The following is a 13,890-nucleotide window of genomic DNA, read 5'->3' on the forward strand; positions in this document are numbered from 1 at the left end:
AGAATGTAGTTTTCGATAAATGCTTTTTTGATGAATGAAAAACCATTTATCAAATTTTTGATTTCCGTTTTGGTTGGATGGAGGGAAAAAAGCCCTTTACCTTTAGCCTAAATTTCACAACCACCTTGATGAAAAAAGCACTGTTAATTGGAGGTTTGGCCCTTTTGTCTGCCCAGGCAAAAGCACAAACTGACACCACTACCCAGAAATTGGATGAAATTGTCATCCAGGAAAACCGAATTCAAATCCCTTTTTCAAAGCAAAGCAGAAACATTTCTTTGGTTGATCGGCAACAAATCGAAACAACCCCGGCAAGAAGCCTCCAGGAGGTTCTGAGTTTTGTTCCGGGTGTAGACGTGCGTCAGCGCGGCGTGACGGGAGTTCAGGCGGATATTGGGATCCGAGGGGGATCCTTTGAGCAGACGCTGATGTTGCTCAACGGGATCAAGCTCAGCGATCCCCAGACTGGCCATCACATGATGAATATTCCAGTTCCTTTGGTCAATATCGACCGGGTGGAGGTATTGAAGGGCCCGGCATCCCGGATTTTTGGTCAAAATGCCTATACCGGAGCGGTGAATGTCATCACGAGCCTGAGCGACACCAGAAGCCTGAAACTTCAGGGATATGCCGGAGATTTTGGAATGAAGGGGGTCAATTTTGCAGGCTCACTTCCAGCTGGTAAATACAAACAAAACCTGGCGATTTCATACGACGATTCCGATGGTTACCAATACAATTCCGATTATCAGGTGAGCAATATTTTTTACGAAGGAGGGATTGACCTGAATACCAAAAACTCAATTCGGGCCATGATCGCCTATGCCGATAGAACTTTCGGAGCAAACGGTTTTTACACTTCAGCCTTCCCGGATCAGTGGGAAAGTATCCAAACGACTTTGGGTTCTTTGAGTCACACATTCAATTCAGGGGCATTTTCACTCAATACCAGAGGGTATTGGAGAAGAAATGAAGATAAATACAGGCTACGAAAAAATGAGCCGGAGTTTTATCAAAACTTCCATACTTCAGATGTCTTTGCCCTCGAAACTAACGGAAGCTACAAAAGCAAATTGGGAGTCACCGGGTTTGGCTTGGAGGTCAGAAAAGAACAAATTGAAAGCACAAACCTGGGTGACCATGACCGTACCTTGACCGGGATTTTCCTGGAGCAACTTGTCAATTTGGGCGATAAAACCGATATCCGGGCTGGCTTGTATTCCAACTATTATTCCGAATATGGCTGGAAGCATTTTCCTGGTTTGGAAGTAGGATTCCAAGCAACGAAGTCAATCCGCTTGTATTCAGGAATCGGGTCTAGTTTTCGTATTCCCACCTATACCGATTTGTATTATGTCGGTCCAACCAATATCGGGAACCCGGATTTACAGCCCGAGCAGGCAAGGTCATTTGAGTTTGGAGGAAAATGGTCCCATTCCAACTGGAGAGGGGAATTGGTTTACTTCAACCGGTACACCGAAAACCTGATCGAATGGACCAGAAATTCAGCGGATCAACCTTGGCAGCCTCAAAATTTCAATGAAGTTACTTTCAACGGAGTAGAAGCCTCTGCTTATTATCGGGTAAATCCCAGTGGTAAGACTGTTCAGCTCAAAGAATTGATGCTGTCCTACAATTTCATTGATTCCAAGTTTGACGAGCAACCTGGTGTGGAGTCCCGATATGCCCTTACTGCATTGAAAAATCAATTGATCGGAGGTGTTTTGGTTGGATTCGGGAAAAAGATCGAATGGAATACCAAAATGCGCTATGTGGAGCGCATCAGCCAAGATCCTTATTTTATCCTCGACATGCGCGTAGACTACAATCGTCTGGGCAAGCTGGGATTCTTTGCAGAAGCGTCCAATATCACCGATACAGATTATGTGGAAGCAGGGACAGTCCAAATGCCCGGAAGATGGTTTAGAGCCGGGTTTATGGTGAATTTGGAGTAGCCGGACGTTGCTGGAAAAAAAGCATTTAGGCCATTCCATTTTTTGGGATGGCTTTTTTATTTATCCTTTCACAAAGGTCTAGAAACAAAAAAGCCTCAGATAGATCTAAGGCTTTGATGTGGGAGTTGAGGGATTCGAACCCTCGAACCTCCCGATTGCATCGGGATGCACTAAACTAGCTGAGCTACGAGTGGATTAATTGTTCGATTTTAGCTCTTGACTTCCAAGATTTTACTTGTCTTTCTCTAGAGTGAGCAGAAGCTTTTTCAGAGAATTCTTCGGAGTAAACGATTGTCCAATCAGCAGTTGAGCCAGTAAACCCTCTATGATTTGAGTTGTGTTTTCTTAGTCTTTCTTGCAAGGCTTCACAGGTATGGCCAACATAGAATCTGTCTTTAGACTTTGAGAAAAGGACGTAGAAAAAGCAAGGCATGGGCTAAAAATAAAAAAAGCCTCAGAAAAATCTGAGGCTTTGATGTGGGAGTTGAGGGATTCGAACCCTCGAACCTCCCGATTGCATCGGGATGCACTAAACTAGCTGAGCTACGAGTGGATTAATTGTTCGATTTTAGCTCTTGACTTCCAAGATTTTACTTGTCTTTCTCTAGAGTGAGCAGAAGCTTTTTCAGAGAATTCTTCGGAGTAAACGATTGTCCAATCAGCAGTTGAGCCAGTAAACCCTCTATGATTTGAGTTGTGTTTTCTTAGTCTTTCTTGCAAGGCTTCACAGGTATGGCCAACATAGAATCTGTCTTTAGACTTTGAGAAAAGGACGTAGAAAAAGCAAGGCATGGGCTAAAAATAAAAAAAGCCTCAGAAAAATCTGAGGCTTTGATGTGGGAGTTGAGGGATTCGAACCCCCGACCCTCCCGATTGCATCGGGATGCACGAAACCAGCTGAGCTAAGTGTGGATTAATTGTTCGATTTTATCTCTTGACTTCCATGATTTTACTTGTCTTTCTCTAGAGTGAGCAGAAGCTTTTTCAGAGAATTCTTCGGAGTAAACTATTGTCCAATCAGCAGTTGAGCCAGTAAACCCACTATGATTTGAGTTGTGTTTTCTAAGTCTTTCTTGCAAGGCTTCACAGGTATGGCCGACATAGAATCTGTCTTTGGACTTTGAGAAAAGGACGTAGAAAAAGCAAGATATGGGCTAAAAATAAAAAAAGCCTCAGATAGATCTAAGGCTTTGATGTGGGAGTTGAGGGATTCGAACCCCCGACCCTCTGCTTGTAAGGCAGATGCTCTGAACCAGCTGAGCTAAACTCCCTAAGGACTAACTTGAAAAATTCTAATCACTTGCGATTAGATCTGAATGTGGGAGTTGAGGGATTCGAACCCCCGACCCTCTGCTTGTAAGGCAGATGCTCTGAACCAGCTGAGCTAAACTCCCGTTGCTTATCAAACGGATTGCAAAGGTAGATTCTAATTTTTTAAAGGCAAATAAAAATTTGGCTTCGCTTACAATTATTTGAAAATGAGAAGAATTAATTTTTTTAGGGTTTGTGATTCTAGGAGTATTTCAAATTTCAAATTTCAAACCTCAAATCCATCAATATCCATATTTCCCCTTCCACTTTCCCGAAAGGTATTTCCTCAACTCATTTTCACGGGCATTTTCCCCAGGATCGTAGAGTTTGGTTCCTTTGATTTCATCAGGTAAAAACTCCTGCTCTACAAAGTTGCCGGGAAAGTCGTGGGAATACTTGTAGGCTTTGCCGTAGTTCAGATCCTTCATCAGCTTGGTCGGCGCATTTCTAAGGTGAAGTGGAACGGATAAATCACCTTTTTCCTTAACCAAAGCCTGCGCTTGATTGATGGCCATATAAGAAGCGTTGCTTTTTGGTGAGCTCGCCAAATAGGTGACGCATTGGGACAGGATAATCCTTGCCTCCGGATAGCCGATGATTTTGACCGCCTCAAAGCAATTTGTCGCTAAAAGCAGCGCATTTGGGTTGGCATTGCCGATGTCTTCAGACGAAAGGATCACGAGTCTCCGGGCGATGAATTTGACATCTTCTCCTCCTTCAATCATTCGTGCCAGCCAGTAAACTGCAGCATTGGGATCCGAGCCGCGGATGGATTTGATAAAAGCCGAAATGATATCGTAATGCTGTTCGCCGGATTTGTCATAAAGAGCAACCTTTTGCTGGGCGATCTGCATGACGATCTCATCGGTGATCACGCAGGGATTCTCATTGATCCCGTCGATGACGATTTCGAGCAGGTTGAGGAGCTTTCGACCGTCTCCACCTGAGATTCGAAGCAAGGCATCGATTTCTTTGAGTTCGACGCGTATTTTTTTCAGGTCAGAATCCTTTTCCAAAGCTTGTCGCATCATGGCTTCAAGCTCAGGTTTCCCCAGGGAATTAAGGGTAAAAACCTGGCATCGGGAAAGCAAAGCTCCATTGACCTCAAAGGAAGGGTTTTCGGTAGTGGCACCGATAAGTCGAATTGTGCCTTTCTCCACAGCACCCAAAAGTGCATCCTGTTGTGATTTGTTGAAGCGGTGGATCTCGTCGATGAAAAGCACGACACCTTGCTGGAACCTGGCTTTTTCAATGACTTCCCGGATATCTTTGACCCCGGAATTGATCGCACTTAGAGTATAAAATGGTGCTTTGATCTCATTGGCTATGATGTTGGCAATGGTGGTTTTCCCTACTCCGGGAGGCCCCCAAAGGATCATTGACGGCACATTTCCCGCCTTGATGGCTTTGTAAAGAAATGAATTGGGAGAAGACAAGTGCTCCTGACCGATCAGATCTTCCAATCGGGTAGGACGCATTCGCTCGGCTAGGGGAGTGGGGTTCATTTTATTAGATTCAAGACGTTAGATACAAGACTTGAGACTTCGAAAGCAAAACAAATCTATTGTCTTGCGTCTTAAATCTGAGGTCTCACATTTTTATAATCCTCTTCCCAAACGCCTCCAGCTGGTCATCTCCAAAATCATGATGGGTGACAAAGCGAACCAGATCTGCACCGAATTTGACGGATTTAATGTCGTGCTCAGCGAGTTTTTTCATAAGGCTTTCGGGTGAAATTCCCTCCAACCGTGCGATCACGATGTTGGTTGCAACGGGGAAGACATCACTTACTATTGGTAGCGCTTCGAGCATTTTTCCCAAAGCCCTCGCTCTCGCGTGATCTTCCTTCAATCTGTCGACTTGATGATCGAGGGCATAGATTCCGGCAGCAGCCAGAAAACCGGCCTGTCGCATACCGCCACCAAAAACTTTGCGGACTTTTCTCGCGCGCTTGATATCTGCTTTGGAACCCAGCAAAACCGAACCAATCGGACAGCCTAAGCCCTTGCTCAGGCAAATGGAAATTGTGTCAAACTGCGCTCCCCAATCTGAAGGTCTTTCACCCGTTTCCACCAAGGCGTTAAAAAGCCTTGCGCCGTCCAGATGGAGTTTGATGCCTTTTTCTCTGCAAAGCGCATGTATCGGTTTGATTTCATCCAGCGTATAAATGCTTCCTCCGCCTTTGTTCATGGTGTTTTCCAATGAAACCAAAGCTGTTTCCGGTGCATGGACATCATCTGGATTTATTGAAGTGGCGATCTGTGTCGCATCTATTTTTCCCAAATTCCCATCCAAAAGCTTCACCGAAGCAAGGGAGTTGGCCATGATGCCGCCGCCTTCATAAAGGTAAATGTGGGAATGCTGATGACAGATTACTTCCCGTTGCGGTCCAGTATGGAGGCGGATCGCGATCTGATTGGTCATGGTGCCGGATGGGCAAAAAAGTGCCGCTTCCATTCCAAAGAGTTGGGCGATTTTCTCCTCTAAGGCATTGACTGTCGGATCCTCTCCAAAGACATCATCCCCTATCTGGGCAGAAAACATGGCTTCCTTCATTCCCGGAGTCGGCCGGGTCACTGTATCACTTCTCAGATCAATTAACATTCTTAATTCTTTTCGTCTTTTTTAAAGAAAATGTCCAAGCTGCTCTTCCGCTTTTCAAAGATTCCCTCCATATCCGAAAGTTCCAGGTTCAGGGCTTTGGTTGAAATCTGGATTTCTACCAAAGAAATTCCGAGGGAGATCAAGAGTGAAAGCATGCTGACTACAAACACCCAATTGGCTGCGGAAGTGTAGCCTTGGAAAAGCAAATACATACAAATCACGCAGAGTAAAAAACTGAAAACTCCGAAAAGCTGCATGTTTTTGATGAGTGTCAGCCTGTGGCGGAGATTGTGAATTTGCTCGACGATTAGTTCGGAATCCGGTTCCTTGAGGTAGTTTTTGTGCAATCCCCGGATCAGAGTGGCAATCGCCAAAAATCGGTTGGTAAAAGCCAGCATCAATAACGTGATTGCCGAGAAAAGTAGGGCAGGGGTGGAGAGTTGGAGTTCCATGGATTCAAAAGTGCAGGATAGAACCATAAGTTCAGCAAAAGCCACGAAAAAAGCCCGATTTCAAAACCGGGCTTTGAGAAGATTCTACTCATGACGCTTACGCAGTTTCTCCTAAGACCACCAATTTTTCAAGTGTTGGTGCTTTTGATCCACCTTTTGGCTCGATAGTGATCGCAAACGCGCCAGCCTCGGCAACGGCCTCCATTTGCTGGAGGGTGAATTTTTCACCGGGATTTACCAGCCCGATGCCCACCGGACCATCTTTGCCTATTGCCCAAAGTTGGTAGTCAAAATCTGCCGAAAGCGAATTTAGCGTGTTTACCGCGACGAATACCTCCTGGGCTTTTTGATCCCAGAAGACATCCACTTTGGCGTCTTTCTGCATCGGAAGTGTCTCTCCGATCATTTGTACCCGTTTGAAGTCGCCGGATACCAAGCGATCCAGTCGGGAATCTGTTTCTTCAAACTCGAGTTTGACCTGATTCAGATTATCAGCCATCACTTGCTGGTCCTGAAGCAGCGCGGTGAATTTCTCCTCCGTGTCGTAGAATTTGCCGGCAAAGTAGACCGCAGCTGCGCTTGCTATCACCGCTACAATTGAGGCAGCTACTGCAAAATTTTTCCAGGGAGAAATTTTCACAGTTTTGGCTTCGGTTGGTGTAGAAAGAGTTTTAGGTCCCTCCGCTTTCCGGAATTCCGGTTCCAGACTCGCCAAGATTTTATCTTTTACTTGTGCCGATGGGGCAGGTCCTGAAGCCTGATCAAAGGAAAATAAGGTTTCCTCCAAGGTATCAAGTTCCCGCTGAATTTCCGGGTATTCCTTAGCCAGTGTCAGCACTTCTTCGCGCTCACGCTCAGTCAGCTCTCCTAGAAGAAAGAGCTCGAGTTTGCCTGATTCGATGTAGTCTTGAATATTCACTAGATTCTGTCTAAGTTCTTTTTTAATACCTGAAGTGCAGCCCTGACGCGGGATTTGACCGTGCCGAGGGGAATATCAAATTCCTCCGAGACTTCTGAATGGGTGTAACCTTTAAAATAAATATACTCAATGATAAATCGTTGATCCTCGTTGAGATTATTCATCAATTCTTTGACTCCTATCCCCTCTATCTGTTCCATAGTGCCGGATTGACTTTCGAGGCCATATACGAAATCATCGATTGTGTTGGTCTTAGAAGATTGGGAGATTTCTTTTGATCGAAGCTTATCAATGGCAGAATTGCGGCAAATATTGGCCATCCAAGTGTATAAGCGGCCTTTTGACTCTTCGTAGGAATCAATTTTTTTGATGATTTTGATGAACGCGTCATGAAAGACTTCCTCGGCGATATCCGAGTCGGCGATGATTCTGGATATCACGGCAAACAAAGCTCTCGAATATTTTTCGTAGAGGTATTCGGTCGTTTTCCGGTCTCTGGTTCTCAGGCCGGCGATCAGTTCATCTTCCTGCAAAAGTGGTTGGGTTGTGGTGGTACACACTTAAAAGTAAAACACCAGGCTCAATGTTTAAGCCTGGTGTCAGATTATTTTAGAATTATATTTTTTTAAAGGTGGATTACCTCATCGTAAGCCGCTGCTGCTGCTTCCATGATCGCTTCGGACATGGTGGGGTGTGGATGGATGGTTTTGACTAATTCAAGACCTGTGGTCTCCAATTTGCGGATGGCTACGATCTCGGCGATCATTTCAGTTACGTTGGCTCCGATCATGTGAGCGCCAAGGAGTTCTCCGTATTTTTTATCAAACACAAGTTTCACAAAACCGTCTTTGGCTCCGGCTGCTGAAGCTTTTCCGGAGGCTGAAAATGGGAATTTGCCTATTCTCACTTCGTATCCTGCTTCGATGGCTTTTGCTTCTGTGAAGCCAACCGATGCAATCTCTGGAGAGCAATAAGTACAGCCCGGGATGTTTCCATAGTTAATTGGCTCAGGATGATGACCGGCGATTTTTTCCACGCAAGTAATGCCTTCTGCAGATGCTACGTGAGCCAAAGCCGGACCTGGGATCACATCACCGATGGCATAATAACCAGGCATATTGGTTTTGTAGTATTCATCTACTTTGATTTTGCCTTTTTCAACCAAAATCCCAACGTCTTCCAAACCGATGTTCTCAAGATTTGAAACCACACCAGCGGCTGAAAGGACAATGTCGCATTCCAGGAATTCATCGCCTTTGGCGGTTTTCACAGTCACCTTACAGCCTGCTCCTTTGGTATCGACCGCAGTCACTTCCGAAGAAGTCATGATCTTCATCCCAGCTTTCTTGTAGATTTTTTCAAGCATTTTGGACACTTCCGCATCTTCAATTGGAACGATTCGGTCCATGAATTCTACGATTGTCACCTCAGTACCAAGAGTAGAATAGAAATAAGCAAACTCAATTCCGATGGCCCCGGAACCTACCACGACCATTTTCTTTGGCAGTTTCTCCAGAGTCAAAGCCTTGCGATAGCCGATGATTTTCTTATCGTCGATCTTCATCGAAGGCAATTCACGTGATCTGGCACCGGTGGCAATGATGATGTTGTCAGCGGCATAGACAGTCTTATTTCCGTCTTTGTCAGCAACTTCGACTTTTTTGCCGGGTTGGATTTTGCCCCAGCCTGTGATGACTTCGATTTTGTTCTTCTTCATCAAAAAAGTAACCCCCTTGCTCATTCCATCCGCTACGCCTCGACTTCTTTTGACAATGCCTGTGAAATCAGCACTCGCATCCTTGACGGTGATCCCGTAATCCGCTGCGTGGTTGATGTATTCAAAAACCTGTGCACTTTTCAGCAAAGCTTTGGTCGGAATACAGCCCCAGTTAAGGCAAATACCGCCTAACTCGGCAGCTTCTACGATGGCGGTTTTCAGACCGAGTTGTGAAGCGCGAATGGCGGCTACATATCCGCCTGGCCCGCTTCCCAGCACGATCAAGTCAAATTTTGTCGAAGACATATCTAAAGAGGGTTTGATTACAATTGAAACTCTGCAAAAATAGGTCTTTTGCCTTCAGAAAAAAATCGGATATTATTCAAGTTATTCAATCGAAAAGCTGCTCAGACTGAATATTTTATGGGTTTTTGAGAATAATTTTACAAATTCTTCAATCACATGGCTAATCTTTTGTGATTCGCGTTTTTGAAGGATTAATTCTTTGGCTTTCAGGTAAAAACCATTTCGGAGAGCTGACAAAAAGCGGAAGTCCGGGCTTTTTTTCTAATTTTGGCCAAACAAAATTTTACACTTCATGGGATTACTTTCAGGAAAAACCGCCCTGGTCACAGGAGCTTCTAAAGGAATTGGAAGAGCTATTGCCATTCGCTATGCGCTCGAGGGAGCCAATGTCGCATTTACTTTTTTGTCCAGTGTGGAAAAAGGACAGGCATTGGAATCAGAATTGGCTGCTTTTGGGGTGAAAGCCAAAGGGTATCGATCTGATGCTTCAGATTACAAAGCTGCGGAGCAACTGATTACTGATGTAGTGGCGGATTTTGGTGCGTTGGACATTTTGGTCAACAATGCCGGAATCACCCGCGACAATCTGCTTATGAGAATGACTGAGGAATCTTGGGACGAAATCATGAACGTAAACCTGAAGTCCTGCTTCAATACAGTAAAGGCAGCTTCCAGAACTATGATGAAGGCAAAGGCTGGCTCGATCATCAACATGACCTCAGTAGTCGGTGTGAAAGGCAACGCCGGCCAAGCAAACTATGCCGCATCCAAAGCCGGAATCATAGGGTTCACGAAGTCAGTTGCTTTGGAGCTGGGATCACGAAACATCCGTTGCAACGCCATTGCCCCGGGATTTATCGAGACGGAAATGACTGAAGCTTTGGATGAAAAAACTGTTCAAGGCTGGCGAGACGGAATCCCGATGAAGCGTGGAGGACAGCCCGAAGAAGTGGCCAATGCCTGTGTCTTCCTAGCCTCAGAAATGAGCAGCTATATATCAGGACAGGTCCTTCATGTAAATGGAGCGATGTATACTTGATTTACGATTTTTGATTTACGATTTACGACGGCTGGAGAGATTCAGCCGTTTTTATTTCAAACCAAAAATTTCTTTAATTTTATGGTCAAGCTCATGTTTTTTGTCCTGGGGGAACATTCCTAATTCTCTCAATATTAGATTTTTTGGCAAAGCTACCATTTTGTGAAGCTTAAGTATTGATTTGGTTATTAAGCCGGTTTTCTGCCATAGATTATCCATTGGATTTAATTCCAGTTCTGTTTCTTCGAGCTGATCACTGATTTTACTTGAAATAAATGCAACGATAACATGTTCAAATTTCCCAATGGGTTCAGAAAGGCAAAGTGCTGGGCGAACTTTTCGAGTAGAAAAATCTTCAAATGGAAAGGGTACAAGGACGATCTTTCCTCTAATTTTTGAAAGGTTTTCCGTCTTTGATCGAGTAGACATCTTCTTCAGGTTCGTTTAAAAAATCAAGTGCTGGATTATTGGAGAGGAATCTTAGGTAATTCTTTTCCTCTAACTCCTCATCTTCTGAAAGAATCAAAACCCTCACCGCTATTCCTCCTTTCAATCCAGTAGATTCGAGAGAAATGCTTCCGTCAGATTTGGTAATCGTCTTAATTTCAATGGCTTTCATGGAGTTAAAAATACAAAAAAGCCCCGGGAAATTCCCGAGGCCCTTGAACTTTGAATTTGATTATTGAGACTTGATTATTTATCAGTCTTTCCCCAAAAACGGATACCGGTAATCCTCGGGAGAAACAAAGGTCTCCTTGATCGTTCGTGGAGAAACCCATCGAAGCAGATTGATCATGGATCCGGCTTTGTCGTTTGTTCCCGAAGCTCTCGCTCCGCCGAATGGCTGCTGACCTACCACTGCACCGGTTGGTTTGTCATTGATGTAGAAGTTGCCTGCGGAGTTTCTGAGTTTTTGCGTCGCAAGTTCTACCGCGTATCGGTCTTGGGAGAAAATCGCTCCGGTCAAAGCGTAAGGAGAGGTCTGATCGACCAATTCCAACACAGTTTCGAAATGCTCTTCGTGATATACATAGATCGTCAATACCGGCCCAAAAATCTCCTCACACATGGTGGTGTACATCGGATCTTGAGTCAGGATGACAGTAGGCTCGATGAAATAGCCTTTTGACTTGTCGTAGTTCCCGCCAGCGATAATCTCCACTCCAGGAGCGGCTTTCGCATTGTCGATGTATTTGGCGATTTTGTCAAAAGATTTCTCATCGATCACCGCATTCACAAAATTGGTGAAGTCTTCCGTTCCGCCCATTTTGATGGTCGCAAGATCTTCCAGCATGTATTTTTTCACATCTTCCCAAAGATTGGATGGGATGTATGCTCTCGAAGCAGCAGAGCATTTTTGCCCTTGGTATTCAAAAGCTCCTCGAACCAATCCCACTGCTACTGCTTTGGCATTTGCAGATTTGTGTGCCAGCACAAAGTCCTTTCCACCAGTTTCGCCGACAATTCTTGGGTAGGATTTGTAGCGGTTGATGTTTTCTCCGATGGTCTTCCAAATATGCTGGAATACACCAGTCGAACCGGTAAAGTGAATTCCCGCAAAATCAGGATGCTTAAAAATGATGTCTCCGGAAGTTGGGCCATCCACATAGATCAAGTTGATGACTCCATCAGGGATACCAGCCTCCTTGAAAACCTCCATCAAAACCTGAGCTGAATAGATCTGGGTGTAGGCAGGTTTCCAAACTACCGTGTTGCCCATCATGGCTGCAGAGGTTGGCAGGTTTCCAGCGATGGCCGTAAAGTTGAATGGGGTCAAGGCAAACACGAAACCTTCGAGTGGTCTTTGCTCCAGGCGATTCCAAACCCCATTTCCAGACACAGGCGGCTGTTGCGCGTAGATTTCGCACATGTACTTTACATTGAATCTCAGGAAGTCAATAAACTCACATGCTGCGTCGATCTCTGCCTGCATAGCGTTTTTGGATTGGCCTAGCATGGTGGCAGCATTGATTTTGGCACGATAAGGTCCCGCCAATAAATCTGCAGCTTTTAGAAAAATAGCTGCTCTTTGCTCCCAGGCAAGATTTTCCCAAGCTTCTTTTGCCCCCAAGGCCGCATTGATTGCCTGCTCCACGTGGGAGGCGTCGCCTTCGTGAAAATGACCCAAAATATGCTTGTGGTCATGGGGAGGGGACATCGGATGGGTGTTGCCGGTTCTGACTTCTTCGCTTCCGATGTACATCGGTACATCGATTTGCTTGGAACGCGCTTCGGCAAGTGCTTTTTGAAGTTCTTTTCGCTCCGGGCTACCCGGCGCGTAGGATTTTACCGGCTCGTTGACGGGCGTCGGTACATTGAAAAATCCTTTTAACATGATATTTGGAGTTTATTTGGTTTCTGTGATGCCAAAGATAAGCGATCGCCCACAAATGGGAGGTGATTTGGCTTACAAAAGGTCTTCCAACTCCCGTAAATGGGAAATGGTGTAAGTTGGCTTCAATTCGATTTCTTTTCCTTCAGGATTGAAAAAGACCTGGTCAATTTCGGCGCGCTGAGCTCCGAGAATGTCTGAATCAGGATTGTCTCCGATCATCAGGCAAAGTTCAGGGGAAGTTGAAAGCTGTTCCATCGCATATTGAAAAATCCTTGGGTCTGGCTTTTTGAAACCGGTGGTTTCGGAAGTCACAATCAGTTCGAAGAAGATATCCAAGCCGGAGGATTTCATCTTTTTGGCCTGGGATTCTTTAAATCCATTTGTAATCACATGGATTCGATATTTTTCCCTGAGATAGTTCAGGATTTCTTTGGAATAGGGGAAAACATGGGGTTTTGAAGATGTTCTGCTCATAAAATCCTCTTCAAATTCAGCAGGAATTGCCTCCGGTTTTGCTCCGGCATGGGTGAAAATCTTGGGGAAGCGCTCTTTTCTCAGGTTGTGTTTATCGATTTTTCCCACGTTGTACCAATCCCAAAGCTGAAAATTTACATGATGAAAGGCCTCATGAAAATTTTCAAAAGATGCCATTCCAAGGTCCTGGAGGCCATAGATTTGGTACAGTTCGGAAAGTGATTCCGTGACATTTCGGTCGTAATCCCAAAGGGTGTGGTCCAGATCGAAGAATAAATGTTGGTAAGTTTTCAAGGGGTAATCAGCGTCTGTATTGGTTATTCTGGATTTTGTTGATCGCCAGTTCCCGGTTGGATTTCAGGATTTCATAGGTTTCCTGATCCTTGATAAGGCTGGGATCTTTCTGAATAAACTTGAAAATCTGCAGAATGATTTCAATGTACTCCTCCAGAATGTAATAGAACATCCATTGATCGACACGGCGGCTTCCCAGAAGGCCCGCATTTTTCAGATAAATCAGGTGCCGGCTGGTTTTTGTTTGGGTAAAGTCAAGGATGTGTTCCAAATCTGAAATGCTCAATTCTTTGTTTAGCATCAGCAAATGGATGATTCTTACACGAGGTTCTTCGGAAAGCGCCTTAAAAATTCGCAATCCATAGTTTAAACTGATATTTTTGAGTCTCATTAGTAAGTTTTAACTTAGAATTCGGATCGAAAATAAAATTTCAGCCGAAATTAGATTAAAATCGCAACAGCTTTCCGAAGCCAACCACAGATT

Annotated in this window: 16 protein-coding genes and 4 tRNA genes; 2 read left to right on the forward strand and 18 right to left on the reverse strand. The window is 44.8% G+C overall.

Going from position 1 to position 13,890, the window contains the following annotated elements; translation table 11 throughout:
• The first annotated feature begins 128 nt into the window (after window positions 1–128).
• Window positions 129–1,955: a TonB-dependent siderophore receptor gene (locus tag B0E43_RS29235; RefSeq protein ID WP_077349360.1), complete on the forward strand. Its 1,827-nt coding sequence runs from the start codon at window positions 129–131 to the stop codon at window positions 1,953–1,955.
• A gap of 119 nt (window positions 1,956–2,074) precedes the next feature.
• On the opposite strand, the gene B0E43_RS29240 is transcribed toward B0E43_RS29235, so the two are convergent.
• The 13 genes from B0E43_RS29240 to lpdA all read right to left on the reverse strand — a co-directional run bounded on the left by B0E43_RS29240 (window position 2,075) and on the right by lpdA (window position 9,264).
• Window positions 2,075–2,144 (reverse strand) — tRNA-Cys (locus tag B0E43_RS29240).
• Window positions 2,140–2,388: a GIY-YIG nuclease family protein gene (locus tag B0E43_RS29245; RefSeq protein ID WP_077348978.1), complete on the reverse strand. Its 249-nt coding sequence runs from the start codon at window positions 2,386–2,388 to the stop codon at window positions 2,140–2,142. Before B0E43_RS29245 ends, B0E43_RS29240 begins: the two co-directional genes overlap by 5 nt.
• Before the next feature lie 45 nt (window positions 2,389–2,433).
• A tRNA-Cys gene (locus B0E43_RS29250) sits at window positions 2,434–2,503 on the reverse strand.
• The gene (locus B0E43_RS29255) at window positions 2,499–2,747 is read right to left on the reverse strand and encodes a GIY-YIG nuclease family protein (RefSeq protein ID WP_077348978.1); all 249 of its coding nucleotides are present in this window, start codon (window positions 2,745–2,747) and stop codon (window positions 2,499–2,501) included. The genes B0E43_RS29250 and B0E43_RS29255 overlap by 5 nt, the downstream gene beginning before the upstream one ends.
• Window positions 2,748–2,857: 110 nt before the next feature.
• Window positions 2,858–3,106, reverse strand: coding sequence for a GIY-YIG nuclease family protein (locus tag B0E43_RS29260; protein ID WP_077348980.1), 249 nt, complete (start codon window positions 3,104–3,106; stop codon window positions 2,858–2,860).
• Window positions 3,107–3,151: 45 nt separating this feature from the next.
• Window positions 3,152–3,226 (reverse strand) — tRNA-Val (locus tag B0E43_RS29265).
• A 48-nt stretch (window positions 3,227–3,274) separates the two neighbouring features.
• Window positions 3,275–3,349: transfer RNA gene (locus tag B0E43_RS29270), tRNA-Val, on the reverse strand.
• 159 nt (window positions 3,350–3,508) lie between these two features.
• Complete coding sequence (locus B0E43_RS29275; protein WP_077348982.1) at window positions 3,509–4,771, reverse strand: replication-associated recombination protein A; 1,263 nt, start codon at window positions 4,769–4,771, stop codon at window positions 3,509–3,511.
• A gap of 85 nt (window positions 4,772–4,856) precedes the next feature.
• Entirely contained in the window at window positions 4,857–5,870 is a 1,014-nt protein-coding gene (locus B0E43_RS29280; RefSeq protein ID WP_077348984.1) for a low specificity L-threonine aldolase, read from the reverse strand.
• A gap of 2 nt (window positions 5,871–5,872) precedes the next feature.
• Entirely contained in the window at window positions 5,873–6,322 is a 450-nt protein-coding gene (locus tag B0E43_RS29285) for a DUF2721 domain-containing protein (protein WP_077349362.1), read from the reverse strand.
• Window positions 6,323–6,419: 97 nt separating this feature from the next.
• Window positions 6,420–7,241, reverse strand: a complete 822-nt coding sequence (locus B0E43_RS29290; protein ID WP_077348986.1) for an anti-sigma factor domain-containing protein — start codon at window positions 7,239–7,241, stop codon at window positions 6,420–6,422.
• Window positions 7,241–7,774 carry an RNA polymerase sigma factor gene (locus tag B0E43_RS29295; RefSeq protein WP_077348988.1) on the reverse strand — a complete coding sequence of 178 codons (534 nt, stop codon included), beginning with the start codon at window positions 7,772–7,774 and terminating at the stop codon, window positions 7,241–7,243. The genes B0E43_RS29290 and B0E43_RS29295 overlap by 1 nt, the downstream gene beginning before the upstream one ends.
• Window positions 7,775–7,866: 92 nt before the next feature.
• Complete coding sequence (gene lpdA / locus B0E43_RS29300; protein WP_077348990.1) at window positions 7,867–9,264, reverse strand: dihydrolipoyl dehydrogenase; 1,398 nt, start codon at window positions 9,262–9,264, stop codon at window positions 7,867–7,869.
• Between the two features lie 292 nt (window positions 9,265–9,556).
• On the opposite strand from lpdA, the gene fabG reads away from it, so the two are divergent.
• Window positions 9,557–10,303, forward strand: coding sequence for a 3-oxoacyl-[acyl-carrier-protein] reductase (gene fabG / locus B0E43_RS29305; protein ID WP_077348992.1), 747 nt, complete (start codon window positions 9,557–9,559; stop codon window positions 10,301–10,303).
• 51 nt (window positions 10,304–10,354) lie between these two features.
• Here the strand turns inward: fabG and B0E43_RS29310 are convergent, their stop codons facing one another.
• The 5 genes from B0E43_RS29310 to B0E43_RS29330 all read right to left on the reverse strand — a co-directional run bounded on the left by B0E43_RS29310 (window position 10,355) and on the right by B0E43_RS29330 (window position 13,797).
• Window positions 10,355–10,732, reverse strand: a complete 378-nt coding sequence (locus tag B0E43_RS29310; RefSeq protein WP_077348994.1) for a type II toxin-antitoxin system PemK/MazF family toxin — start codon at window positions 10,730–10,732, stop codon at window positions 10,355–10,357.
• Window positions 10,692–10,922: a hypothetical protein gene (locus tag B0E43_RS29315; RefSeq protein WP_077348996.1), complete on the reverse strand. Its 231-nt coding sequence runs from the start codon at window positions 10,920–10,922 to the stop codon at window positions 10,692–10,694. Before B0E43_RS29315 ends, B0E43_RS29310 begins: the two co-directional genes overlap by 41 nt.
• Window positions 10,923–11,003: 81 nt before the next feature.
• Window positions 11,004–12,638: an L-glutamate gamma-semialdehyde dehydrogenase gene (gene pruA, locus B0E43_RS29320; protein ID WP_077348998.1), complete on the reverse strand. Its 1,635-nt coding sequence runs from the start codon at window positions 12,636–12,638 to the stop codon at window positions 11,004–11,006.
• 72 nt (window positions 12,639–12,710) lie between these two features.
• Window positions 12,711–13,406 carry a YjjG family noncanonical pyrimidine nucleotidase gene (locus B0E43_RS29325; protein WP_077349000.1) on the reverse strand — a complete coding sequence of 232 codons (696 nt, stop codon included), beginning with the start codon at window positions 13,404–13,406 and terminating at the stop codon, window positions 12,711–12,713.
• Between the two features lie 7 nt (window positions 13,407–13,413).
• The gene (locus B0E43_RS29330) at window positions 13,414–13,797 is read right to left on the reverse strand and encodes a metalloregulator ArsR/SmtB family transcription factor (protein WP_077349002.1); all 384 of its coding nucleotides are present in this window, start codon (window positions 13,795–13,797) and stop codon (window positions 13,414–13,416) included.
• Window positions 13,798–13,890: the final 93 nt, after the last annotated feature.

This window comes from Algoriphagus sp. A40, assembly GCF_002002735.1.
In the GTDB taxonomy this organism is placed as follows: domain Bacteria; phylum Bacteroidota; class Bacteroidia; order Cytophagales; family Cyclobacteriaceae; genus Algoriphagus.